The 25,528-nt window shown below is 32.8% G+C and carries 18 protein-coding genes; 1 reads left to right on the top strand and 17 read right to left on the bottom strand.

What is annotated here, in order from left to right; genetic code table 11:
• Positions 1 to 304 precede the first annotated feature (304 nt).
• From BMX60_RS04550 to htpG, 7 genes are all read right to left on the bottom strand, one after another.
• A complete protein-coding gene (locus BMX60_RS04550; RefSeq protein ID WP_177159700.1) occupies positions 305 to 1,369 on the bottom strand; it encodes an aldose epimerase family protein in 1,065 nt (354 codons plus the stop codon).
• Entirely contained in the window at positions 1,359 to 2,888 is a 1,530-nt protein-coding gene (locus BMX60_RS04545; RefSeq protein WP_091349612.1) for a UDP-glucose--hexose-1-phosphate uridylyltransferase, read from the bottom strand. The genes BMX60_RS04550 and BMX60_RS04545 overlap by 11 nt, the downstream gene beginning before the upstream one ends.
• A 13-nt stretch (positions 2,889 to 2,901) precedes the next feature.
• Complete coding sequence (locus BMX60_RS04540; protein ID WP_091349610.1) at positions 2,902 to 4,077, bottom strand: galactokinase; 1,176 nt, start codon at positions 4,075 to 4,077, stop codon at positions 2,902 to 2,904.
• A 163-nt stretch (positions 4,078 to 4,240) separates the two neighbouring features.
• Entirely contained in the window at positions 4,241 to 5,242 is a 1,002-nt protein-coding gene (locus BMX60_RS04535) for a LacI family DNA-binding transcriptional regulator (protein ID WP_091349608.1), read from the bottom strand.
• 7 nt (positions 5,243 to 5,249) lie between these two features.
• A complete protein-coding gene (gene galE / locus BMX60_RS04530; RefSeq protein ID WP_091349606.1) occupies positions 5,250 to 6,236 on the bottom strand; it encodes a UDP-glucose 4-epimerase GalE in 987 nt (328 codons plus the stop codon).
• Positions 6,237 to 6,332: 96 nt separating this feature from the next.
• Entirely contained in the window at positions 6,333 to 6,944 is a 612-nt protein-coding gene (locus BMX60_RS04525) for a hypothetical protein (RefSeq protein ID WP_091349604.1), read from the bottom strand.
• A gap of 97 nt (positions 6,945 to 7,041) precedes the next feature.
• Complete coding sequence (gene htpG, locus BMX60_RS04520) at positions 7,042 to 8,910, bottom strand: molecular chaperone HtpG (protein ID WP_091349600.1); 1,869 nt, start codon at positions 8,908 to 8,910, stop codon at positions 7,042 to 7,044.
• A 200-nt stretch (positions 8,911 to 9,110) separates the two neighbouring features.
• On the opposite strand from htpG, the gene BMX60_RS04515 reads away from it, so the two are divergent.
• Complete coding sequence (locus BMX60_RS04515; RefSeq protein WP_091349597.1) at positions 9,111 to 11,228, top strand: SpoIID/LytB domain-containing protein; 2,118 nt, start codon at positions 9,111 to 9,113, stop codon at positions 11,226 to 11,228.
• 62 nt (positions 11,229 to 11,290) lie between these two features.
• Here the strand turns inward: BMX60_RS04515 and BMX60_RS04510 are convergent, their stop codons facing one another.
• From BMX60_RS04510 to BMX60_RS04465, 10 genes are all read right to left on the bottom strand, one after another.
• Positions 11,291 to 12,253: a polysaccharide biosynthesis tyrosine autokinase gene (locus BMX60_RS04510; RefSeq protein ID WP_091349594.1), complete on the bottom strand. Its 963-nt coding sequence runs from the start codon at positions 12,251 to 12,253 to the stop codon at positions 11,291 to 11,293.
• A gap of 11 nt (positions 12,254 to 12,264) precedes the next feature.
• Positions 12,265 to 13,176, bottom strand: coding sequence for a UTP--glucose-1-phosphate uridylyltransferase GalU (gene galU, locus BMX60_RS04505; RefSeq protein ID WP_091349590.1), 912 nt, complete (start codon positions 13,174 to 13,176; stop codon positions 12,265 to 12,267).
• A 45-nt stretch (positions 13,177 to 13,221) separates the two neighbouring features.
• Positions 13,222 to 15,081 carry a polysaccharide biosynthesis protein gene (locus BMX60_RS04500; protein WP_091349618.1) on the bottom strand — a complete coding sequence of 620 codons (1,860 nt, stop codon included), beginning with the start codon at positions 15,079 to 15,081 and terminating at the stop codon, positions 13,222 to 13,224.
• A 366-nt stretch (positions 15,082 to 15,447) separates the two neighbouring features.
• A complete protein-coding gene (locus tag BMX60_RS04495) occupies positions 15,448 to 15,909 on the bottom strand; it encodes a VanZ family protein (protein WP_091349587.1) in 462 nt (153 codons plus the stop codon).
• Positions 15,910 to 16,012: 103 nt separating this feature from the next.
• Positions 16,013 to 17,035, bottom strand: a complete 1,023-nt coding sequence (locus BMX60_RS04490) for an LCP family protein (protein WP_143055898.1) — start codon at positions 17,033 to 17,035, stop codon at positions 16,013 to 16,015.
• Positions 17,036 to 17,054: 19 nt separating this feature from the next.
• The gene (gene mnmA / locus BMX60_RS04485) at positions 17,055 to 18,137 is read right to left on the bottom strand and encodes a tRNA 2-thiouridine(34) synthase MnmA (protein ID WP_091349582.1); all 1,083 of its coding nucleotides are present in this window, start codon (positions 18,135 to 18,137) and stop codon (positions 17,055 to 17,057) included.
• Positions 18,138 to 18,216: 79 nt separating this feature from the next.
• Positions 18,217 to 20,385: a hybrid sensor histidine kinase/response regulator gene (locus tag BMX60_RS04480; RefSeq protein WP_091349580.1), complete on the bottom strand. Its 2,169-nt coding sequence runs from the start codon at positions 20,383 to 20,385 to the stop codon at positions 18,217 to 18,219.
• 112 nt (positions 20,386 to 20,497) lie between these two features.
• The gene (gene glgB, locus BMX60_RS04475) at positions 20,498 to 22,339 is read right to left on the bottom strand and encodes a 1,4-alpha-glucan branching protein GlgB (protein ID WP_091349577.1); all 1,842 of its coding nucleotides are present in this window, start codon (positions 22,337 to 22,339) and stop codon (positions 20,498 to 20,500) included.
• 124 nt (positions 22,340 to 22,463) lie between these two features.
• Entirely contained in the window at positions 22,464 to 24,260 is a 1,797-nt protein-coding gene (locus BMX60_RS04470) for a beta-propeller domain-containing protein (protein WP_091349574.1), read from the bottom strand.
• An 82-nt stretch (positions 24,261 to 24,342) separates the two neighbouring features.
• Positions 24,343 to 25,518: a glycine C-acetyltransferase gene (locus BMX60_RS04465; RefSeq protein ID WP_091349571.1), complete on the bottom strand. Its 1,176-nt coding sequence runs from the start codon at positions 25,516 to 25,518 to the stop codon at positions 24,343 to 24,345.
• Positions 25,519 to 25,528: the final 10 nt, after the last annotated feature.

The raw sequence follows: 25,528 nt of genomic DNA, 5'->3' as shown, positions 1-25,528 counted from the left end.
TAGTAACCTTCCTACTATGCCTGCAAAGTGGGCAAAACTTATTAAATTAGCCCAACAATGGATTACAGAAGAAACAGCCTAGCTTTTGTTTAGCAGAGCCCGGGCAGGAACTAGTAATCGGCTTGCGAACTCTTGACAAACCGAAGTCTTAAAAGGCTAAAATTGGTAACGTCAAGGGCTTATTTGTTATGCCTTTCTTTTGTTCCCTTCGCCCTTGTTATCTTTGAATTAGCCTTTTAAGACTGTTTGTCAAGAGCGATTACGTTATTTTTCTTTATGCTAATCTGTTCGTGTGGTATTTAATCTATTTTTTCATAGAACTTTTTACATTACCTTTTACACTAAATTTATAAAGACATTTTTTTTGATAAAGGACACCTTGAGGTAGAATACCTAACCCCCAATGGGGTGCATTAGGTTGCTCACAGGTTTCAAAACAGATTCCACCATAGGCCACTGCCCTGGATCCCCCCTCTAAAGTTACAGAAGGGTTGAGGAAATTCCCAGAATAGATGTTGATATAGGGATGATTAGTATAAACTTCTAGTAGCCGGCCACTAGGTTGATGGTAATAATCGGCGATTTTTACCAATTCTCCCCCTTTATCCCCTACATAAAAGGTGTGATCTATACCCCGGAAATTACTAATTTTTTCTAAAAGATCCATGTATTCTTTGATTTTAATATAAGGTCCTTGAATGTTTAATTCTTCTATAGTTACCAAATCTTTCTCAGCTGTTAAATCTTCCCTACTTTTTAAAACCTGGTTACTGTAGATTTTTAAATAATCCTCTTCTACAGATTGAACTTTTCCAGAAAGGTTGAAATAACTGTGATTAGTCGGTGAAAGACAGGTATTTCTATCACTAATTCCTCTATAAGTTATTTCTAAATTATCCCTTTCATTTAATCGATAGATAACGGTCAAATTTAAATTTCCCTGAAACCCTTCTTCCCCATGGGGACTTCGATAAGTCAAATGGATTTCTCCATAGTCTCCTAAAACCCTTGTTTCTGCCTCCCAAATTACCCTTCCAAAACCAAGAAATCCGCCGTGTAAGGTGTTTTCCCCTTCATTTTGGGAAAGTTGATAATTTTGATTATCGATGACTATTTGGCCCTTTCTAATTCTTCCAGCATATCTACCTATAACACAACCTAGGTAATGGGGATTTTTTTGGTAAGATTCTAAATCCGGTAGTGTTAAAACTACATTGGCTAATTCTCCCTTTCTATCCCGGAGTAATAATTTGTTGATTATAGCACCATAATTTAAAACTATCAGCTCTGTTCCAGTTGAATTTTTTAGGGAATACTGAAAGACCTTCCTACCTTCCACCTCTCCATAAAAACTTTTATCAATTTTCAAGGACAACTCCCCCTATAGATGAAATGAATTTTATAAAGTGTTTCAATCCCCTTTGGTCATCTTTATAAACCCCTGAATGTTTTAAAGCTTCTACAAACTTCTCCCCTATTTCTTTTTTAATGATGGTTTTTAATTCCTTCTCTTCGATTTTAGGGTATTTTTCCGCTATTTCTTTACAAAAATCCAGGTGTTTATCCAGTAACTTTTGTTCTTCCAGGGTAATCTCCCTTTGAAGTAAATATCTCTCTATTAGTTCCATTTCTTTTACTAACCGGCCAGGTAAAACCGCCAGTCCCATCACTTCAATTAGTCCTATATTTTCTTTCTTTATATTGTGAATTTCTCGATGGGGGTGAAAAATTCCTTCAGGGTAGAATTCATTACAGCGATTATTTCGCAAAACTAAATCCAGTTGATAACAGCCATTGGCAATCCTGGCAATGGGAGTTATCGTATTGTGGGGTTCAGTTTTGGTAAAGGGTAAAATTTCTGCCTTTTCGTCACTGTAACTTCTCCAAGCCTCTATGATTTCCCCAGCTATAGTTTGCAAAGCCTTTCTATCATTACTTTCTAGTCGGATCACCGATAGGGGCCATTTTAAGATACCACCTTTAACATTAGGATAAAGGGGAAAGGATAATTTCTTCTTCAATGGAGCCCTTTCCATTGGAAAGGTATAATTTCCCCCTTGAAAATGATCGTGGTGTAAAATAGAACCACCGACAATAGGTAAATCGGCATTGGAACCTACGAAATAATGGGGAAAAAGGTCTAAGAAATCTAACATTTTGATAATGGTCTTTTCCTCTATCACCATAGGGGTGTGTTTTTCGTTTAATAAAATACAATGTTCATCATAATATAAATATGGTGAATACTGGAAAAACCATTTTTCTCCCCCTAAAATTAAAGGGATAATCCTTAAGTTTTGCCTTGCCGGGTGATTTAATCTTCCTTTGTAACCTTCATTTTCAGGACAAAGGAGACATAAGGGATAGCCGGTTTTAGGAGCATTTTTTTCAGCTTGGATTTCTTTAATATCCTTTTCTGGCTTGGATATATTGATGGTTATCTGGATATCACCATATTGGCAGTTATGGACCCAGCTAATATTTTTATCTGTTCTACTTTTCCGGATATAATTACTATCGATACTCAAGTTATATAGATAATCGGTGGCCTCTTTAGGGGATTGGCGATAGCGGTCATTAAAATTTTCGATAACCTCCGATGGTCTAGGGAGCATAGCTCCCATTAAGGCAGAATCTAACATATCACTATAGAGGGAGGAATCACTTTCGATTATTCCCCTATCTACTGCCCACTGGATAATTTCTGCTAAAATATCTTCTTTACCTTCATCGGGGAGTAATTTAGGGATGATGTTTTCCGGTAGTGAATAATCGTGATAATCTAAGATTTCTAAAATCCTATTTCTCACATACCTCTCATCTTCTTCTTTAAAAAAACCTCTACTTTTTCCAAATAGCAATAGTTTTTCAATAGATAGTTCTAACACATTGTCACCACCTCTATTTTTCTAATTCTTTAACTCCTTCATAAATTTTGGTAATATAACTACTGGGTTTTAACCCTGTTTTTTTATGGTAATTTTCCGCTATGAATTGAATAAATCCTTCTACCCTTTGGTCATCAACAATATTGATTGTACAACCACCAAAACCTGCCCCTGTAAGCCTTGCCCCCCAAACTCCGGGATAGTCTTTTGCTAATTCTACTAGTAAGTCTAGTTGTTCAACACTTACTTCGTAATCTTTTTGTAATGAATAGTGGGATTTGTATAATAGATTCCCTAATTTTTTTAAATCCTCCTTTTTTAAAGCTTCTACTGCATCTTTAACCCTTTGATTTTCCATAATGGCGTGATTTGCCCTTTTTTTCGTTTCTTCGTCATCGATTAACCTTTGTAAATCTTCCCATTCCCTTGGGGTAACTTCACAAAGATGGGATATTTCTAAGTGTCTTTGTAAAATTTTTAGAGCTTTTTCACAACTTCTCCGCCTTTCGTTGTATTTAGAATCTGCTAAACTCCGCTGGACATTACTGTTGATTATGACAAGGGATTGATCTTTTAATTCAAAGGGTATGTATTCATAATCAAGGGTATTGCAATTTAACAGGATACCATGATCCTTTTTTCCCATCCCTACGGAAAATTGGTCCATTATCCCACAATTCACTCCATTGTATCTATTTTCCGATTCCTGGCAAAGTTTAGCTAGTTCTACTTTGTCAATTCCTAAGGAGTATATTTTATTTAAAGCATAGGCTGTTACCAGTTCTATAGAAGCAGAGGAAGACAATCCCGCACCATTAGGCAAATCTCCATAAAAGTATAAATCAAAACCATGTCTTAATGGATAGCCTTTTTCTTGTAATGTATAAAAGATCCCCGTTACATAGTTAAACCAACCTCTAGAAGGATTATATTGTAAATTAGATAAATCTTCTTCAATTATTCCTTTTTGGGGGAAATTAGCAGAATAAGCAAATACTTTATTATCATCCCTTTTTCTCAAGACCAAATAAGTCCCTAGATGAATAGCACAGGGAAAAACTAATCCTCCGTTATAATCGATGTGTTCTCCAATGATATTTACCCTCCCAGGGGCAAAAAAGACCTGCAATTCTTCATCCCTTCCGAAAATTTGCCAAAACTTTTCTTTTAAATCATCCACTTTTAACATTATTAGGTCCTCCTGTTTTTAAAAAATATTCTAAATACATTTTAGTAAACTTTTACTAAATGGTCAATGCAAAATTTTATGCAAATTAAGAAAAATAAAAGCAAGGACTGTGAAGTTAACAATCCTTGCTTATCTTTCTATTACTTTTATTCCTGTAGAGTAGTTATGGGGTAGTTTCCCTTAATACTAATTCTGTAGGTATAATTACTTTTTTAGGTATATTAACTCCTTCAAGCAATTGTTCCATCAACAATTTAACTGCTGTTAAGCCCATGTATTCTTTATGAACCCTTATTGTCGATAAAGGAGGAGTAACATAAGGGGCAGCGGGAATATCGTCAAAACCAATGATTCCAATGTTTTTAGGAATTTGGAGGCCCTTTTCCCCTATTGCCTTTATAGCTCCAATGGCTATTGCATCATTTGCGGCAAAAATTCCATGGATTTCTTTATTTTCTTCTAATAGCTCTAATGCCATTTTATACCCAGATTCGTAGGTAAAGGAACCTATCTTAATTAGCTCTTCATTAAATAAATTGAGTTCTTTCATAATCTCTTTAAAGTACTTTTCTCTACTGTCGATGATAGATATACCATCTCCTACTGTTTCTCTGCCACCTAAAAAGGCGATATTTTGGTAACCTATATCTTTGAAATAATAGAGGACCTCTTTTACCGCTTTATAAAAATCAATAACAACTGAACTAAACACCTTATCGTCGGGAGAACTATCGACGAAAATCAGATTTTTACTATATTGGGCTAAATTTTTTACTTCTTCCTCCGAGTATTTACCGATGGCTATTATTCCATCTACACCACTGAAGGAATCGATAGATGACCTACTATCACCTTTGAAGATGGTTTTAACTTCAATGTTATTAAGATGGCATTGTTGTTCAATGCCCATCCTAATTGCCAGGTAATAGGGACTTAACATTTCGCTACTTTGGGAAAACCATTGATAAATCCCAATTACAGGTTTTCCGTATTTTTTTTGCAATGGAGATTTTACCATTTTTGTGTACTGCAATTCTTCTGCTATTTCCATAATTCTTCTTTTTGTTTCAAGAGTTACATTTAATGAAGGGTCATTATTTAATACCCGGGATACGGTGGAAGGAGAAACTCCTGCCTTTTTGGCAATATCTTTAATTGTAGCCATGTTTCACCTATGAATTATATCCATTGGGATTTTTACTGTGCCAATTCCAAGCATCGGCGATTATTTTTTCTAGTTGATAATATTTAGGTTGCCAACCTAATACTTTTTTAGCTTTTTCCGAAGAAGCGATTAAAACAGCAGGATCTCCATCCCTTCTTTCTTTGACAACTGCCGGTAAAGGATGGCCAGTAACTTTTCTTGCAACTTCTATAACTTCTTTTACAGAATAACCATTGCCATTTCCTAAATTGAAAATATCACTAGGATTTCCCTTTCTCAAATATTCTAAAGCTAAATGGTGGGCAGCAGCTAAATCTACTACATGGATATAGTCCCTAATACAAGTTCCATCCTTTGTAGGATAGTCATCACCGAAAATATATACTTCTTCCCTTTTTCCAAGGGGTACTTGTAAAATTAGGGGAATTAAGTGACTTTCTGGCATGTGGTATTCCCCAATTGTACCACTTTGATCGGCACCAGCGGCATTAAAGTATCTTAAGGAAACGTACTTTATTCCATAGGCTTTATCAAACCATTTCATCATTTTTTCCATAGCTAACTTAGTTTCACCATAGGTGTTTGTAGGATTAGTCCGGTCATCTTCTAATATTGGGATATTTTGAGGTTCACCATAGGTAGCAGCCGTTGAAGAAAAGACGATTTTTTTTACATCACATTCCTTCATTACTTCTAATAGACATAATGTTCCATAAACGTTGTTGTGATAGTACTCATAGGGTTTTACCATACTTTCAGCTACTAAGGAATTGGCAGCAAAGTGGATTATTCCATCGATATTCTCTTTTCGGAAAACTTCCTTCAAAAAATCTTTATCCCGGATATCTCCTTGGTATAATTTAACTCCCCTAATTGCCTCTTTATAGCCAGTTTGTAAGTTATCTACAACTACTACTTCTTCCCCTTGTTCTAAAAAATACTTAACAGTATGGCAGCCGATATACCCTGCCCCTCCAGTAATTAAAACAGCCATATAAATCACCTCTAATAATTAGTATATTTTTATATTACATTTTTTGCTAATAAATTACAAGTTATAAAAAAAATCAATCCAGTTAGGATTGAAATTTTATTTGTTTATTGATTCTTTAATAAAGTGGATTTCCCTTTTTATTTTGGCATTTTCAAGCAGCAAATAGTCGATATTCTTACTTAGATTTGTTTTAAATTCAGTTAAATTTGCTGTTTGCATATATATAATATCTAACTTTTTATCCATTTGAATTTGTTTCTCAGCAAATTGTAATTGTTGTTTTTCTAAACGGGTAAAACCTTGCTGTAATTGCACTATATTTCCTTTAATAACATCAATATCAGTATTGAGAACTGTAATATTTGCTTTAACTAAATTCATATCTGTCTTAAGTTCAGCAACATGATCTTTTAAAATAGTAACATCTTGTTTCAAACCAGATACATCGTCTTTTAAATTAGCAACATCTCTTTTCAATCCCGTTACATCATCTTTTAGATTAGCTACGTCTTGTTTCAATCCCGTTACATCATCTTTTAGATTAGCTACGTCTTGTTTCAATCCCGTTACATCATCTTTTAGATTAGCTACATCTTGTTTTAATCCCGTCATATCGTTTTTAAGATTAGACATATATTCCTTTAACCCCGATACATCAACTTTTATGCCCCTAACTTCTGTCAGAATTTCTTTTAGTAATAACTCCACACCCTCCATCTCCTTTTTAATTTATTATTTATATTATAACAAGAACATATGTTCTAATCAAGGTTTTTTATTAAAAAAAGTGCCTTTGAAGGCACTTTTAAAAAATAAGTTCACAAACATTATTTGTATATTCAACTGGATCTTCTATAGGTAATCCTTCTATTAATAATGCTTGATTATAGAGAACCTTTACATATAAATCAAATTTCTCTTTGTTATTATTATAGGTATCTTTTAATTTTTGGAATACTTTATGATTAGTATTGATTTCTAAAACCCTCTGTGCTTTTATTTCGGGATTGTTAGGTAAATTGGCCAGGATTTTTTCCATTTCTATAGAAATATTACCTTCTGCTGTCAAACAAACAGGATGGGTTTTTAGGATTTTAGAAGGTTTTACAGCTTTAACTTTATTTCCTAGTAATTCTTTGATGGCTTTAAAGATTGCCTCTTCTTCCTTTTCTTCTCCTTGTTTATCCAATTCTTCAATACCTAAATCACCGGAAGAGACAGATTTAAATTCTTTATCTTTGTAACTAAATAACATCCAGATAGCAAATTCATCAACATCATCGGTAAAGAATAAAATTTCATAACCTTTTTCCTTTAAGACTTCTATTTGAGGCATTTTCTCGATTCTTTCTACAGATTCACCACTAGCATAATAGATATATTTTTGTTCTTCCTTCATCCTTGAGATGTATTCTTCTAATGTTACTAGTTTCTTTTCTGTAGATGAGTAAAACATCAACAAATCTTGTAAATCTTCTTTGTTTTGACCAAAGTTTTCATAAACCCCGTATTTAAGTTGACGGCCAAAACTTTTGAAGAACTTTTCATATTTTTCCCTATCAGTTTTCAATAATCCTAATAGTTCATTCTTTATTTTATCTTTAATCCTTTTGGCTATTATCCTTAACTGCCTATCTTGTTGAAGGATTTCCCTAGAGATATTTAAAGAGAGGTCTTCAGAATCCACCATACCCTTAACAAAACTAAAGTAGTCTGGTAACAAATCAGGACATTTATTCATTATTAAGATCCCTTTAGAATAAAGTTCTAAACCTTTTTCATAGTCTTTGGTGTAAAAATCATAGGGTACATGTTCCGGTATATATAAAATTGAGTTGAAGCGTATGGCACCATCGACTGTCATATGTATATATTTTAAAGGTTTATCAAAACCATATCGTTTTTCTCTATAAAAATTCTCATAGTCTTCTGGAGTTAATTCATTTTTATTTTTCCTCCAAAGGGGAACCATACTATTTATTGTTTGCTCTTCAATTACTTCTTCGTATTCTCCTTTTTTCCCCTCTTTTTCAACTTCCTTTTTAATATCCATTTTAATTGGGTATCTAATAAAATCAGAGTATTTCTTAATAATACTTTTAAGTTTCCACTCTTCTAAAAACTCGTCATAATTTTCATCATCGGTATTTTCTTTTAATTTAAGGATTATTTCAGTACCTACTAGTTCTTTTTCATAGGGTTCAATGGTATAGCCATCAGCTCCCGATGATTCCCATTTGTATCCTTGATTTTCACCAAAGGCTTTACTAATGACAGTTACAGTATCGGCAACCATAAAGGCTGAATAAAATCCTACTCCAAATTGGCCAATAATATCATAACCATCCTTCAATTCAATTTCTTTTTTAAAATCGAAAGAACCACTTTTAGCAATAGTACCTAAGTTTTCCTCTAACTCTTCCTTTGTCATACCTATTCCTGTATCAAAAATAGTTAATGTTCTATTAGTTTTATCAGGAATAACTTTAATGTAGTAATCATCCTTATTAAAAGTAATGTTTTCATCTGTTAAAGCTTTATAATACATTTTATCAATGGCATCACTGGCATTGGAGATAAGCTCTCTTAGGAAGATTTCTTTATTAGTGTAAATAGAGTTGATCATCAAATCCAACAATCTCTTGGACTCTGCTTTAAATTCTTTTTTTACCATCACTTACACTCCTTCCTACAAAATAGTTAGCACTCTAAAGAAAAGAGTGCTAATATTAATTTACCAAATCTGAACTTTTTGTCAAGGGCTAGAATATATCTAGTGCTTTTGTCCTAAAAATAAATATTTTAATTTAATTGACTTATTTAGCCTTTCACTTTATCATTAAAATATAAAGGAATTATATTGGGGGGAGAGGAATGAATAAATTATTAAAAAGAATTTCTATTTTTGTCCTATTAGTAGTGCTAACGTATTTTTTAGTCCCTTATTTTCCCGTTTATGCCGCTAAGGATTACAGTATTATCAGAGTACTTATCTCTATAAATAATTCAACTGTCCCTATTACTATCAATGGGGTTTATTCTATTTCGGAAGATCCATCTATTTCTTTAGCAAATGGAAATTATTTTATTTCTGTTACTTCAGATAACAGAGTAAGAATATTAGGACCTAATGTTGATAAAATAGTTGGAAATTCATTAACCTTTGTAAGGCATTCTGAAGACAGTATTTTAACAGTTAGAGGTACAGATCATGGAGATGTTCCCTATTTAGGGAATATCCGCTTTACTGTAAATACCCAAACGAAGAATTTAAGGGTAGTAAATCATGTTCCTTTAGAACAGTATCTTTATGGAGTTGTAGCTTATGAAATGGGTAATTCTTTCCCTCTAGAAGCTTTAAAGGCCCAAGCAGTTGCCGCCAGAGGCTATGCTATTAAAAAAATTATGTCAGCAAGTTCCAGTTCAGATTTTGATATTTTAGATACACCACAGCATCAAGTTTATCGGGGATATAACCCTGCTTTCGGTAGGGTTATTCAAGCAGTTAATGAAACAAAGGGACAAGTCCTCACCTACAATGGTGTTATTATCGACACCTTTTATTCAGCTTCAAATGGTGGACAAACTGAGCTTCCAGGGAACGCATGGGGTGGTGGCTCCAGTGTCAACGCTAGTTTGCCGTATCTTGTTCAAAAAGATGACCCTTATGACTTAGAAAATCCACAAAGTATCTATCATAGATTTTATGTACCAAAACAAGTAGAAGATTCTGAACATAAAGCCATATCTTTACCAGGTGATAGTGCAGTAATAGTTGTAAAGACTAATAGTAATGTCAATATACGTTCTGGCCCTGGGACTAATCATTCTATTTTAGGTACAGCTCCACTATATAGTGCTTTTCAATGGATAGATACATTACAAAATGAGATAGGTCAAACTTGGCATAAAATCCTCTATCAAGGGAAAGAAGCCTATATCTCAGGAACTTTGTCCTTGGTGATTCCTAATGGTAAATACTTATATGCCAATCCAGTCCTTTATGACTTACAAAAACAAGCTTTTATTGAGCTTGAAAAATTAGGTATACCTATTGAAAAAGCTAATGATATTAAAATAATCTCTGTTAACAATTTAGAGAATGGTTTAGAAAGGTGGCCAGGAACCGGAAGTAGAAATTACGTAACAGCCAATGCTAATATTACTATCCAATATGAATTAGAAACTGTTGAACAAAGGGATTTAGATGTATCCATCCAATTAATGATCCCAGCTGGCAATGGGTTTACTAACGAACACCCTTATTTAAGTTCTAACACAAGGATGAGGGGAGTAGAACAAACTGAAGGCGGTTTTTACATAACTGCAGGACGGTTCGGCCATGGTGTAGGTATGAGCCAAAGGGGTGCTCAACAAATGGCAGCAGCCCATAACAAAACATATGATCAAATTCTTGCCTTTTACTTCGTAGGTACAACTTTAACCCATTTAAATACCGATGTTCCTCCCCTTCCCCCTAAACCTGGAGATGGATCTGGTGCAATTGATCCATCTGAACAGTTGACAAAAATAATTAGTTTTAGCATTCCAAATCAAATTGGCAATACAATTATCGATAATGAAAACAACACTGTATCTATAAAAATGCCAGCTAAAACAGATCTTACAAAATTAATAGCTTCTTTCCAATTGTCTGAAGGAGCTAAGGCAGAAGTTAATAATGTTCTACAAGAAAGTGGAAAAACAATCAATGATTTTTCTAAACCAGTTATTTATAAAGTTACAGGTATTGATGGTAGTATTAGAGAGTGGACTGTATACCTACATAAATTCGGTGATGTTAATGGTGATGGTAATGTTAATGTCAGTGATGCTATTATCATTTTAAGATATATCGTAGGAGATTATCCTAAGTCAGATCTTTTATATAAAGTTGGAGATGTTAATGGTGATGGCAGAATTGATGTGTCAGATGCTATTCTAATACTACAAAAGACAGTAGGCTCTATCGAAAAGTTTCCAGTTGAATAAAATGAAAAGGACTGTCGGGGAAAGTATATAATTAACTACTTCCCGATAGCCCTTTTTCTTTTTTACGATTTATAATACACTGATTTTTCAAATTTATAATATTTCTCAGGGTTATATTTACTTACATTAGTTAAAATAACTCCAACTATATTAGCTTTTACTTCTTTTAATAAATCTACACTTCTTTTTGCCAATTCTATCTCAGATTTTTCCGATGCACAAATTAATATAGTTCCATCAGAAATATTAGATAAAATTAAAGCATCGGTAACAATAGATACAGGAGGAGTATCAATTAAAATATAATCAAAATTATCCCTTAAATAATCGATAAATTCTCTTAACTTCTCTGACTCTAATATTTTTAACGGATTATCTGTATTTACACCAGAATTTATAAACCATAAATTATCTATATTTGTTTTTTTACAAATATCACTTTCACTATAGTTAACATTTTCTTTAATTATCTCTATAAGTCCATTATCATTATATAAGTTAAAGTTTTCGTGAATTTTGGGATTTCTTAAATTGCAATCTAATAGAACAACTTTCTTGCCTCTTTTAGCAAGTAGTTTTCCAATATTAAGAATAGTTTTTGTAGTACCCTCTTCTGGACCAGAACTAGTAAAAGTTAATACTTTGCTGTTAAAATTTATGTTAAGATTACTTATAATCATATTAATACATTCAAAAACAAATTTATTCTCTATTGCATTTTTACTTTCTGGCAATCTTGGAATTACACCAATAACTTTTAATCCTAAATGTTTTATTACATCTGATTTAAAGTTAATGGTATTTTTAAAATACTCAATCATAAAAACAATAAATACACTTAACATACAACCTAAAACAAAAGATATAGCTATATTTAATTTTATATTATTTTTATAAATAAACGAGTAAATAATTCCAAAAAGAGTGGTCAAAATGATAACCGATAATATTAACTTTAATCTTTTTACTATTACAAAAATCATCTCTTTTATCTCTATTTCTTCATTGTAATATTCTCTTTCCATTGGCTAACCTCCTAATTATCACTTATTGCTACTTCTTCAAAAACTGTTTTATTAATAATTTTAACCTTTGTCAAAAGATATTTTAAGAAACCTTCCCTTAAGTCGTCACGCCTTAAGGCAAAATCTACTGTAGCTTCTAGAAAGCCTAATTTATCTCCAACATCATACCTTCTACCTTCAAAATTATAAGCGTACATTGCTTCTTTTTGAGCTAACTCCTTTAATGCATCAGTAAGTTGAATTTCTCCACCTTTTCCCGGCTTTGTATGTTCTAGTATTCCAAAGATTGCAGGACTAATTATGTATCTTCCTAAAATAGCTACATTAGAGGGAGCTTCTTCTACAGTAGGTTTTTCCACTAAATCTTTTACTTTATAAACTCTATCTTCTATATGTTTTCCATCGATGATGCCATATTTGTTGACATCTTCTCTAGCTACTTCCTGTACCCCTAAAATTGTAGTTTTATATTCTTCATAAGCTTCAATCACTTGTTTTAAACAAGGTTTTTCTGGATGGTAAACGATATCATCCCCTAATAAAACAGCAAAGGGTTCATTTCCAATAAAACTCTTAGCACAATAAATTGCATGACCAAGACCCTTTGGTTCTTTTTGTCGTATGTAGTGAATATTAACCATATCTGAAATTCTTCTAACTTCTTCTAATAAATCATGTTTTCCTTTACTTTCAAGTTCTAACTCCAGTTCTACTGATTTATCAAAATGATCCTCTATACTTTTTTTATTTCTTCCTGTTATAATCAAAATTTCTTCAATTCCCGATTGGACAGCCTCTTCTATGATATACTGCAGAGTTGGTTTATCAACTATAGGCAGCATTTCTTTAGGCTGAGCCTTTGTTGCAGGTAAAAAACGGGTACCTAAACCTGCAGCTGGTATAATTGCTTTACGGACACTCATCATTCTTAGCCCCTTTCTTTACGTCTTTTTATATAGATATAATATTTACAATCCTTCTACCCTTTTGTAAGTAGGTACAATTTGAGTCATTAGTTGAGTAATTTGATTTACTTCTCCATCCATTAGAATTTTTCTTAAGAATGTTAATTCCATGTGAAGTTTATTAAAATCTAGATCTAGAGGTTTTCCTATAAAAATCTTATTGTGTTCAGTTTTTTGCAGTCCTTCTTCTGCCATCAGTAATTCCTCATAGAGTTTCTCTCCTGGTCTTAATCCTGTAAACTCAATCTTTATATCAACATTTGGCTCTAAACCTGATAATTTAATTAGGTCATAGGCAAGGTCTACTATTTTTACCGGTTCACCCATATCCAATACAAAGATTTCTCCCCCTTTAGCCATAGCCCCAGCTTGAATAACTAGTTGGACAGCTTCCGGGATAGTCATAAAATAGCGATTTATTTCTGGATGTGTAACTGTTACCGGTCCACCCTCTGCTATTTGCTTTTTAAATAGAGGTATCACACTACCATTACTTCCTAATACATTACCAAAACGAACAGCTGCAAATTTAGTATTGCTTTTTTTATCTAAGGTTTGAATAATCATTTCTGCTAATCTTTTTGTCGCTCCCATAATGTTTGTAGGATTAACTGCTTTATCAGTTGAGATTAGTATAAATCTTTTTGCACCAAATTTATCTGCACATTCGGCTACATTTAAAGTGCCGAAAACGTTGTTTTCAATAGCTTCCGTTGGGCTTTTTTCCATAAGAGGTACGTGTTTATGGGCAGCGGCATGGAATACTATTTGTGGTCTAAAGGTTTGGAAAATATATTCCATCCTCTTTTTATCTCTAATAGAAGCGATTATAACCTCTAAATTAATTTTGTTGTTATATTTCCTAATAAGCTCTTGTTGAATTTCATAGGCATTGTTTTCGTAAATATCTAAAATAATTAACTGTTTAGGTTCAAAGGAAGCTATTTGTCGACAGAGTTCTGAGCCAATTGACCCACCGCCCCCTGTTACCAATACAACTTGATCTTTTAAATAACCACTGATTTCTTTTAAATCAACACTTACAGGTTCTCTACCTAGTAAGTCTTCTATCTCTACATCTCTAATATGGCTTACACTTACTTTACCATCTACTATTTCATAAATTCCAGGTAATGTTTTTATCTTACATTTCGTCTGTTTACACAAGTTAAGGATTTCTTTAAGTTCTTTTTTATTGGCTGATGGTATCGCAACTATAATCTCATCAATGGCCAATTCTTTAGCTTTAGAAGTGATTTCATTTCTGTCCCCTACTACTGGTATACCATGAATTAAGCAACTTTTTTTACAAGGATTATCGTCTATTATAGCTATTGGTCTTTTATTAATTTCTCTACTATGTAATAATTCTTTTATTAGCATTGCCCCTGCTTCACCACCTCCAATTACCATTACCCTAGTAGGTGGCAGGCAATCTTTTTTATATGATTGAAAAGCTCTTCTTAAAAGTCTATAAGAAAATCTAGATCCTCCAATAAAGGCCATATTTAAAAGGTAAAAAATCATAACTAATGTTACTTCAAAATTTAGATAAGATAAGCTTCCTATTATTCCTATAACTATCGTACCTAATGTAGTTCCTTTAAAAACTAAAATTAACTCTTCTATACTAGCAAATCTCCATAAACTATTATATATGTTGTTGATATATAAAGATGCTATCATTATAGTTGTAACAATCGCTGAGTAAAGGAAAAAGGTAGATAATCTAGATAAGGTAAATCCACCACCGTATTTTAAATACAAAGCTAATATTAATGAAAATTGAATTAGTATAATATCAATAATAACTAAAGTTATCTTTCTTTGAACAACTGTTAAATTATCTAATGTAGTTAACAAAGTTTTAACTAATTTTTTTAGACCTTCATTGACTGTATAAACTACTGTTTCCAAATTAACCTCCTCCTAAAATAATATATTTCCATTAACAAATTAAACAAAGTTTAACCTAAGTTCAATTTTATCAACTAAAGTCCTATATTACAAGATTATTTTATCAACTTTTTTCAACAAAAGTACTTATTAACTCTTACTTTTACAGGTTTTATATACACCAACTTATTAGAATTTTTCCCTTATGTTCTAATCTTAGAATAATAACTAAATATAAATTCGACAAAATCCCTTCCTTTCCTGCAAAAACAGAAAAAAATAATCCGTCAAAAAATGGATTTAAAAATTTTCTAAGTTAACTTAGCTATAACTTTAAAATCCTTTTTTTAAAAACCTTAAATTTCTGTATATGACAATTCCTGCAAAAGCTCCAATACTATCTATCAAAACATCCCTAACTTCTCCACTTCGGCCTGGAACGAATACTTGATGAACTTCATCTGTTATAGCATAAATAACACATACTGACAGTGACAGCCAAATATTTTTTTGTCCCTTTACTCTAGATAATGTTAAAGCATTGCTAGTCAATATCCCTAAAATAAAATAGATGAAAAAATGACCTTGTTTCCTTATGAAATGATGAAGAGTGTTATAATCTAGCCTATTTACCGTGTTAGGTACTAATTTTTCTGTAATCTCAACAACTACTTGAACTAATCCTGAGCTTAATTCAGAGGATTCTTCACCCTGTTGACTGGAAAAGTAAAAGATTATAGCCATCCAAATAAAAACTAATAACCAAGCAATTATTACCTTCAATTTATCAGTCATTAATAAACCCCTCTTTTTATTAAAATAATTATAAATTATATCACAAATTTATTTATAACAAATACCAAAAAAGAACAGTAGCTATAGAGCTACTGTAAAAAGCTTACTCTGTTAAATTAGCCATTTTTTCCCTAGCTTCAGAAACAGGGATACGGAGATAAAATACTCTATTGTGGATAAACCCTGTTCCTGTTAGTGTTTCCATCTTTATCTCATTTACATTTAAACTGGTAAAGGCTGACCAGTTGTTTATTACCGTCATCGGAGTAATGTCTGTCCTGATATAAGGACTAATATCTTCCATTACCTTTAAAGTTTGATTTAAAGAGTATTCCTTTATAATTTTATTCAAAATTATAGCTATAACCTGTTGTTGGCGGCGAATACGGCCAAAGTCACTACCACCACCAGATTTTAGTTTACGGGCACCTACATATCTCAATACTTGTTCCCCATTCATGTGATGGGTTCCTTTTCTAAAAAGTACGTTATCATTATAATCAATCATATCTTCTGGTACATTAACAGTTATACCACCAATGGTATCCACTGCTTTAACAAAGCTTTGCATATCTACTTGGACATAGTGATCGATGTGGATGTCCAAGTAGTTCTCCACTGTTTCTTTTAGAAGCCTTGTTCGACCAAAAGCAAAGGAATGGTTTATTTTATCGTATCCTCTTCCCGGTATTCTTACAAAGGTATCTCTAGGTATGGAAAGAATTGCAGATTTTTTTGTGCTTTTGTTATACTGTACCACCATGATAGAATCAGCTCTACCAACTCCTCCAATGGTTCTAGAATCTACACCGATGAGGAGGATATTGAGTTTATTAGGATCTTTAGGTGAACGCTCTTTGTTATAATATTTGTCATCTTCATATTTATATTTTTCCACTTGGTCTAGTGGTACATCTTCCCCATCTATTTCTTCATCATCTAGTAAATCATTAGGATCTATTGGTTCAAAATCTTCATCATCGATGGGTTGATAAATTGAACTGTAAAGACTATATAGCCTATATGCAAAAGAGCCTCCGTAAATCAAAAAAGGTATTAATAGAGCTGCTATAATAATTAAGATAATTTTCTTCTTATTATTTTTGTTTTTTGTATTTCTTTTCAAGTTAATTCCTCCCCCAAAATTATTCAATTGTTTCGTCAATTATTCCTCCACCAAGGCAATATTCACCATTGTAAAAAACTACCGCTTGACCTGGGGTGACAGCCCTCATAGGTTGATGGAACATCACCTTACAAGTATCTTTTCCTGTTAAATATACAGTAGCAGGTTGATCCTTTTGTCGGTAGCGCACCTTTACAGTACATTCAAACTCCTTTGGCATTTCTTTATCAGTCACAAAACTGATATCGGTAGCATATAGTCCCTTAGAATACAGTTTTGGATGGTCATCCCCTTGCTCAACATAAAGGATGTTGTTTTTCAGGTCTTTACCTACAACAAACCAAGGTTTGCCATTTCCTGAACCACCAATTCCTAAACCCTTTCTCTGTCCAAGGGTATAGTACATTAATCCATCGTGTTTCCCTTTATATTCGCCGGATAATGTCCTCATTTCCCCTGGTTTTGCCGGTAAATAGGTGCTTAAAAATTCTTTAAAGTTTTTCTCTCCTATAAAACAGATTCCTGTACTATCTTTTTTATTTGCTGTAGCTAAACCTGCTTTTTTAGCAATTTCCCGAACTTCACTTTTATGCAAATGTCCGATAGGAAAGAGGGTTTTAGATAGTTCTTGTTGCCCTAAGGTATTTAAAAAATACGTCTGATCTTTGTTTGGATCAGCTCCCCTTTTTAACTTATATTCACCATCTATATAATCTATTTGGGCATAATGGCCAGTGGCTAAATATTTAGCACCAATCTTTAATGCATAATCTAGAAAAGCTTTAAACTTGATTTCTTTATTACACATTACATCGGGGTTTGGAGTCCTTCCTTTTCTATATTCATCTAGAAAATACTGAAAAACCCTTTCCCAGTACTCTTTTTGAAAATTCACTGTATAATAGGGTATACCTATTTGGTCACATACTTTTCTCACATCTTCATAATCTTTAGTGGAAGTACAAACTCCCAACTCGTCTTTTTCTTCCCAGTTTTTCATAAAAATACCTATGACGTCATAACCCTGTTCTTTCAACAACAAAGCTGCCACAGAGGAATCTACTCCACCTGACATTCCTATAACAACTCTAGTTTTTTCCATTTTTATTCCTCCTAGGTAATAAAAAAGTACTACCCCTTACTATATCACTATTTTTAGTGATTATGCAAGGGGTAGTTTATTATGTTAATGGAATTTTAATAATTAAGTCCTTTAATTTTTGATAATCATAAGGTTTTCGTAAAACCCCTATAAATCCGTATTCTTGATAATTTGCCATAACCCCATCATCACTATATCCACTAGAAACAACAGCTTTGGCTTGAGGGTTTATTTTTAATATTTCCTTTAAAGTCTCTTTACCACCTAAACCATTTACTATATATAAATCTAAGATTAGCAAATCATAGGGATCATTTTCTTCCCATTTTATTCGATATTTTTCAATAGCCATCTCACCATTTTCTACTGTCTCTACCCTGTGTCCAAGTTCTATTAGTAAATTTTCACAGACTTCTCTAATACTTTTTTCATCATCCATTACCAAGATAGAGAGGTTTTCTTTTTCAATAGTGGAAGATTGGACAATTTCTTCCCTTTTTTCTTCTATTATTGGTAAATAAATATAAAATACAGTATAATTTTCATTTGATTGTACCCGAATATATCCACCGTGGTTTTTAATTATAGAATAACAAGTTGATAAACCTAAACCTTCATTTCCTTTAGTACTAAAATATGGATCAAAAATATTAGGTAAAACATCTTCAGGAATTTCTTCACCATCATTTTTTATAGTAATCAAACCATATTTTCCTGAAGTTAAATATTCTTTATTTTCTTCGATTTCAATTTGAGAAATTTCTATCCATAAAGTATCTGTTTCAGGGTTCATAGCTTCTTTGGCATTTTTTATAATATTTTCAAAAACCTCTATCATCTGGGCGGAATCAGCATTTATTAGCAAATCTTTATTATCATTTTGAAAAACTGGTATAATCTTACTATCCTTTAATGCTCTATCCATTCCTTCTTTAACCATTACTTCTAAATTATAGGGTTCCTTTATGGGCATGCCACCCCTGGCAAAGGTTAAAAGTTTACTAGTGAGCTGTTTTGCCCTCTTAACTTCTCCCCCTAAGTTGTTTAATATAGGTAATAACTTTGTGGTGTTCTCTGATTTTAAATAAAGGGTAAAAAGATCAATATTTCCTCCTAAAATGGTTAAGGAGTTATTAAAATCATGGGCTATTCCACCTGCCAAACGACCTAAAGAATTTAATCTTTGGCTTAGCTCCTTTTCCCTATCCATTAGAACTTTTTCTGTAATGTCTCTAATTGTAAATACAATATTTATTGGACTACTTTCATTGTTAATTTGCCGGCAAATTTTAGTTATATATTTTTCTTTCCCTGATTTATCCACTATCCAAAATCTTCTAGTATCATCTTTTTCTTCACAACCGATCCCTTCAACAAATACATTACAAAAATGTTTATTTTTCTCTTTATGTTTTATTATTTCGTTTATAGGCTTACCTATAGCTTCAGCTGAAGTATAACCAGTAATTGATTGGGCTGCCGGATTAAAAATGGTAATTAATCCAGCTTTATCTACTGCAATTACTCCATCACCGATATTTTCTAAAGTAATTGATTGCAATCCTTTCTCTATTTGTAATCTTTCATTAAATTTTTTCGTTTTTTGATAGTGGTATGCTATAAATGCAGGGAGAATTGATGCTATTGCGATAATAGGATAAGAAAAAATTTTTAAATAAAGAAGTCTTTTATTTGTTTGTTCTATCATTCTTGTCTCAACGGAGTTTTTTAATTGAATCATTTTTTCCCTATGTTGTTCTAATATATAGAGATACTCTTTCGTAAAAATTGTCATATTTGGGAAATTTACTTGTACTGGTACTAACCCTGGAGACTTATTTATTGAATTTGCTTCCTCAACTTCTTCAATTGCCTGGTTATTTAAGACTTTTAGTTGATTGCCTAGATAGATTAACTCTTCAACTAATATTTCTTCATCATTAGTTAAACCTAAATCTAATAGTTTTTTTATCAGTTCTATATCTTTATCGTTATCTATAATATAATTGTATACTTCTAAAAATTTATGGTCTTGTTGTATAATATAATTCTTGACATTCAAATTTATTTCATCCCAAGTTAATTTATATAAATCTAATGCCACTATGTATTCTATATGCCTTTCCCTAGAATCTAACCCCCTGTAAATAAAATTTATAGTTAGAGAAAATATAAGAATATAAACTACAATTAAAAAAAGATAATAATTTTTCCAACATCTTTTAATTTTTGATTCACTTATTTCCACTGTGATACACCCCTACTAATAAAATACCACTGTAATATTCTACAATTTTTTAAATTTTCCTGCATCAAATTAATCTATTCTCGAAATTTTTTTATACCGAAACTGAGTAATGCTATTTTTTCAACTTTAAACAAATAATGGCAAGTGGTGGTATCAAGGCAGTCAAAATGTTATTTGAAGTAGTAAGGGGAATACCATTATATAAGTTTGATCCTCCATATTTCTCTAAATCACTATTAAATTCTTCTTCATATACTCCATTAGTTATTACTCCAAAACTGTAACTATGGTGTACTATAGGGGTAAAGTTACAGATGACCACTAAAACATTTCCTTCCAAATCCCTTCTTTGATAAACATAAATACTGTTTTCTTTGTCATCAGCCTCTAGCCATTGAAAACCATCCCATCCGTAATCTAATTCCCAAAGGGTTTTTTCCTTTTGGTAAAAATGGTTTAAATCTTTAACATAAATTTGTAGTTTTCTATGGAGGTCAAACCTTAGTAAATGCCATTCCAATTCTTCGTAATCTCGCCATTCAATAAATTGCCCAAATTCTCCCCCCATAAATAATAGTTTTTTCCCTGGATGGGTGTATTGAAAACCATAATATGTCCTAAGAGCGGCAAATTTTTGCCAATAATCTCCATCCATTTTATCGATCAAGGATTTTTTACAATGGACAACTTCGTCATGGGATAAAGGCAAAAGAAATTTCTCAAAAAAACTGTAAGTTAGAGAAAAGGTCATTTGATGATGTTTTTCAGCCTTCCTTGGCCAAGGATGGGCCATATAATTTAATGTATCATTCATCCATCCAAGGTTCCATTTGTATGTAAAACCTAATCCCCCTTCTTCAACAGTACCTGTAACTTTAGGGAAAGTGGAAGAATCCTCAGCTATCATTAAACTATTGGGACTGTGGTTTTTAACCACTGTGTTTAATTTTTTTAAAAACTCTATTCCTTCTAGGTTTTCATTGGACCCATATTTATTGGGAATAAAATCTTGGGGACCCTTGCAAAAATCTAAGTAAAGTATATTAGCTACAGCATCAACCCTTAAACCATCGGCGTGAAATTCTTTTAACCAATAAAGGGCATTGGATATCAGAAAACTTACAACTTCTCCTTTTCCATAATCAAAATTACTAGTTCCCCATTGAGGGTTATCTGCCTTTTTCGGATTTTCATTTTCAAAACAAGGGCTACCATCAAACATCCTTAATCCATGGTCATCCCGACAAAAATGGCTAGGTACCCAATCTAAAATTACACCAAGTTCATTTTGATGACAGTAGTCGATAAAATATTTTAAGTCTTTAATTGAACCATACCTACTGGTAGGACTGAAAAAACCAGTTACTTGATAACCCCAAGAACCATCAAAGGGATGTTCCATTACCGGCATAAGTTCTATATGGGTGTAGCCCATTTCTTTAACATAGGGAACAAGTTCATGGGCTATTTCTCGGTAGTTCATTAAATTACCATTTTTAGTTCTCCAAGTCCCTAAATGGACTTCATATATGGAAAGGGGTCCTTGGTATACATCGATTTTATTTTTCCTTTCCTGCCATCTACCGTCTCCCCATTGATAATTTTTCCAATTTACTATAACTGAGGCAGTATTTGGCCTTAATTCTGAATAAAAAGCAAAGGGATCTGCTTTTAAGATCGTATTTCCATCCTCTGTTAAAATTTTGTATTTATATATTTCCCATTCTTTTAAACCAGGGATAAAAATTTGCCAAACACCCTCTGAAATTTTATTCATTTTATGGTTATTTCCATCCCAGTTATTGAAATTACCGACAACCTCCACTGCTCTAGCCCTAGGTGCCCATAAAGTAAAGGTAACCCCTTCCCCATTAAGATGGGCACCAAAAAATTTATATGCTTCAAAGTTTTCTCCTTGATGGAATAAATTAATAGCCCTTATCATATTTTCCATATCCTATCACCTCTCGAAAAAATATATTATTATATATATGTAAATTGAATTTAAGGCATGCCTTATCTTTTAAATAAGATAAAGCATGCCATTAAATTTTCTCCCTTTGCTTTAAACTTTTGTCTTATTGAATTTTTATGGTTTTAACTGTTTGATAATTAGAAATATCGTGAATTTGAATTTCAGTATCTGAAATTGAATAGAGATAATTTTCTATGCTGACAATTCTCTTAATACTAGAATCAATATACCATTTTTCATGGAGATTTTCCATCTGTTCTGCTGTAAAATGAGAAATTTTAGCTCCTAATTTAAATCCATTATCAGTACTTATTTCATAGATATATGCTCCAATAAAAGAAATATTATAATCTATACTTGATACTGCTGAATCCCTTCCAGATGGAGAGTTGACAATTTCTTTTGTTTCCCAAACTGGAAATGCTAAACGATTATTATGATAATATACTGCTTTATGATTGTATAAAGCTTCTGAATAGGTTCCTCTGCCTCCAATAGTTTCTACAAATTTTTCTTTAGGATTATTAGGATCTGTTACATCAAAAATAGTTAGTCTTATACCTAGTTCTATAGCCATTTCCCTTCCCCAAATATTTGTTACCGTTGTATCCCTTCCTATTCCTAAGAGGTGATTTTCATCAATGGGATGTAGATAGTTGCTAAACCCCGGAATCTTTAACTCACCTAACACTTTAGGGGCTCTGGGATTTTGTAAATCAATGACAAATAAGGGGTCGATTATTTCAAAGGTTATAAGATATGCCTTTTCACCGGTAAATCTTGCGGCATAGATTCGTTCAGTAGGTGCTAAATTTTCCAGTTTACCTACTGTCTTCATATTTTGATCAAGAACGTAAAGGTTGTTTAATGATTCATTCCGATGACTAGTAGTTGCTATGCGGAAATAACCTTCGTATTCATCCATAGAAAATTGGTTTAATACCCAACCTGAAACTTTACCTCGACCTTTATAAGAAATATTTTGTTTATCTATAGCAAATTTGTGAATTATTGTAGAATTATCAGTGGTAAGGGCGATGTATAAATTTTCATGGGACATGTAGATATTTTGCCCATTACCTAAAAAGGTTTCTATCGTAGCTTCTTTTTTGTCATCTTGAATAGATAGGGCTACTATATTGATAAAACCTGAAAGTTCTCCTTGTGGGAAATAGTAGATCTCTTCTAATTTTTTTTGTTCTTCTTCATCCCCTTTAGCTGAGTCTTTATACCTAGGAGCAGGGTTTCCTGAAATTTCCGTATACCATAGGTATTTGTTAGTAATCAAATAAAGGTAAGAATCTTTCAACCTAGTAGATAAAATATGACCTTCTACTTCTAATTCCCTAGTGAGCTTTGGTTTTCCGTGGTTAGATATATCATAGACATAAACTTGAGTAAAATCACTATAATAAAACCATCTGCCGTGGAAAACTGGCCTATCATATGTTGAATAGTCGTATTTATATCCTATTACTACTAGTTTATCTCCATCAATATACAATTCTTGGGGAAGGAAATTTTCCTTGAAAGTTATTTTCCCTACTATTTCCCCTTCCTCAATTGGATAAAGGCGAACAATTACTATTTCGCTACCTACAATTCCGTACAGATATTCACCATCTATTTTAATAATATCTCCTTCGTCAATACCTTTTACTTGAACATTAGTTGACGAGTGGTCTCTGGTGTTTGATTGTTTTTCAGCAGTATCTAAAGCAATCTCTGCACCAAATCTAATCCCCCAATAGCGCTGACTGTTTTTAAGCAATCTATTAAGGTTAGCCAAATTATTTACCGTTGGTAAGGGATTACTAGTATGGGAACTGGTGGGTTCAGTACAACCTGCAACAGATAAAAGAAGTATTGTTATGATTAATAAGGACAAGCTCCTTTTCATTTTATTCTCCTCCTTACATTTATTGGTACCCTTTAGACGATTTGTTTTTTATAAAAGTTCCCATCCTAGATAAATTTTTTAACTAAATTATTCCCATCTGATGTCCCACTTCTTTAAAAACAGCAATAGCTTTATCTAATTGTTCTTTAGTATGCCCTGCTGTTACCATACAACGAACTCTACCGGTTCCCCTTGGAACTGTAGGGAATACAATTCCAGATACAAATACCCCTTTTTCTAAGAGTTTGCGACTAAATTCCATCGTTTTAGCTTCATTGCCGATTATCACAGGGGTAATTGGAGTTTGGCTTTTACCTAAGTCAAATCCTAGTTCTTGTAAACCAGCTTTAAAGTAACGGGCATTATCCCACAATCTTTCAGTATATTCCGTTGTTCTCATAAGTTCTTTTATCGCCACTATAATAGGTGCCACCGCTGCTGGTGGTAGAGATGTACTAAAGAGCAAGGGTCTACCTCGGTGTAGTAACCAATCTTTCATCACTTCACTACCTGCAACATAACCACCAATAACTCCAATAGCCTTCGATAAGGTACCGATGGTAAAGTCAACTTTCCCGTGAAGGTTAAAGTGATCTACTGTTCCCCGTCCACTTTCCCCTAATACTCCAGAACCGTGGGCATCATCGACATAGGTTAAAGCATTATATTTTTCTGCCAATTTAACTATTTCTGGTAATGGGGCAATGTCTCCATCCATACTGAATACCCCATCGGTAATAATCAATACATTCCGGTATTTTTCTCTATTTTCCTGAAGTACCCTTTCTAAATCTTCCATATCACAGTGTTTATAGATTGTCTTATCGGCGCTACTTAAGCGACAACCATCTATGATACTGGCATGGTTCAGTTCATCGGAAACAATTAAGTCTCCCCTCTCTACAATAGCTTGAATGGTACCGGCATTACAGTTAAACCCTGATTGAAATACCATTACCGCTTCTTCCCTTTTGAATTGAGCTAATAACTTTTCTAATTCTTCGTGAAGATCCATATTACCGACAATGGTTCTAACTGCACCAGCACCGACACCATATTTTTCTACTGCTTCTATAGCTGCTTCTTTAAGTTTTGGATGATTGGCAAAACCGAGATAATTATTGGAAGATAAGTTAATTACCCTCTGACCATTCAAAATTATCTCAGCCTCGTTAGGACCTTCTAATACCGGTAATTTCCTATAGACTCCTGCTTCTTTTAATTCAGCTATTTTTTCTTCTAAAAAGGATAGGTTCATAATTTCTTCC

Source organism: Anaerobranca gottschalkii DSM 13577, assembly GCF_900111575.1.
Lineage (GTDB): Bacteria > Bacillota > Proteinivoracia > Proteinivoracales > Proteinivoracaceae > Anaerobranca > Anaerobranca gottschalkii.
This window is presented reverse-complemented; position numbering and strand designations above follow the sequence as displayed.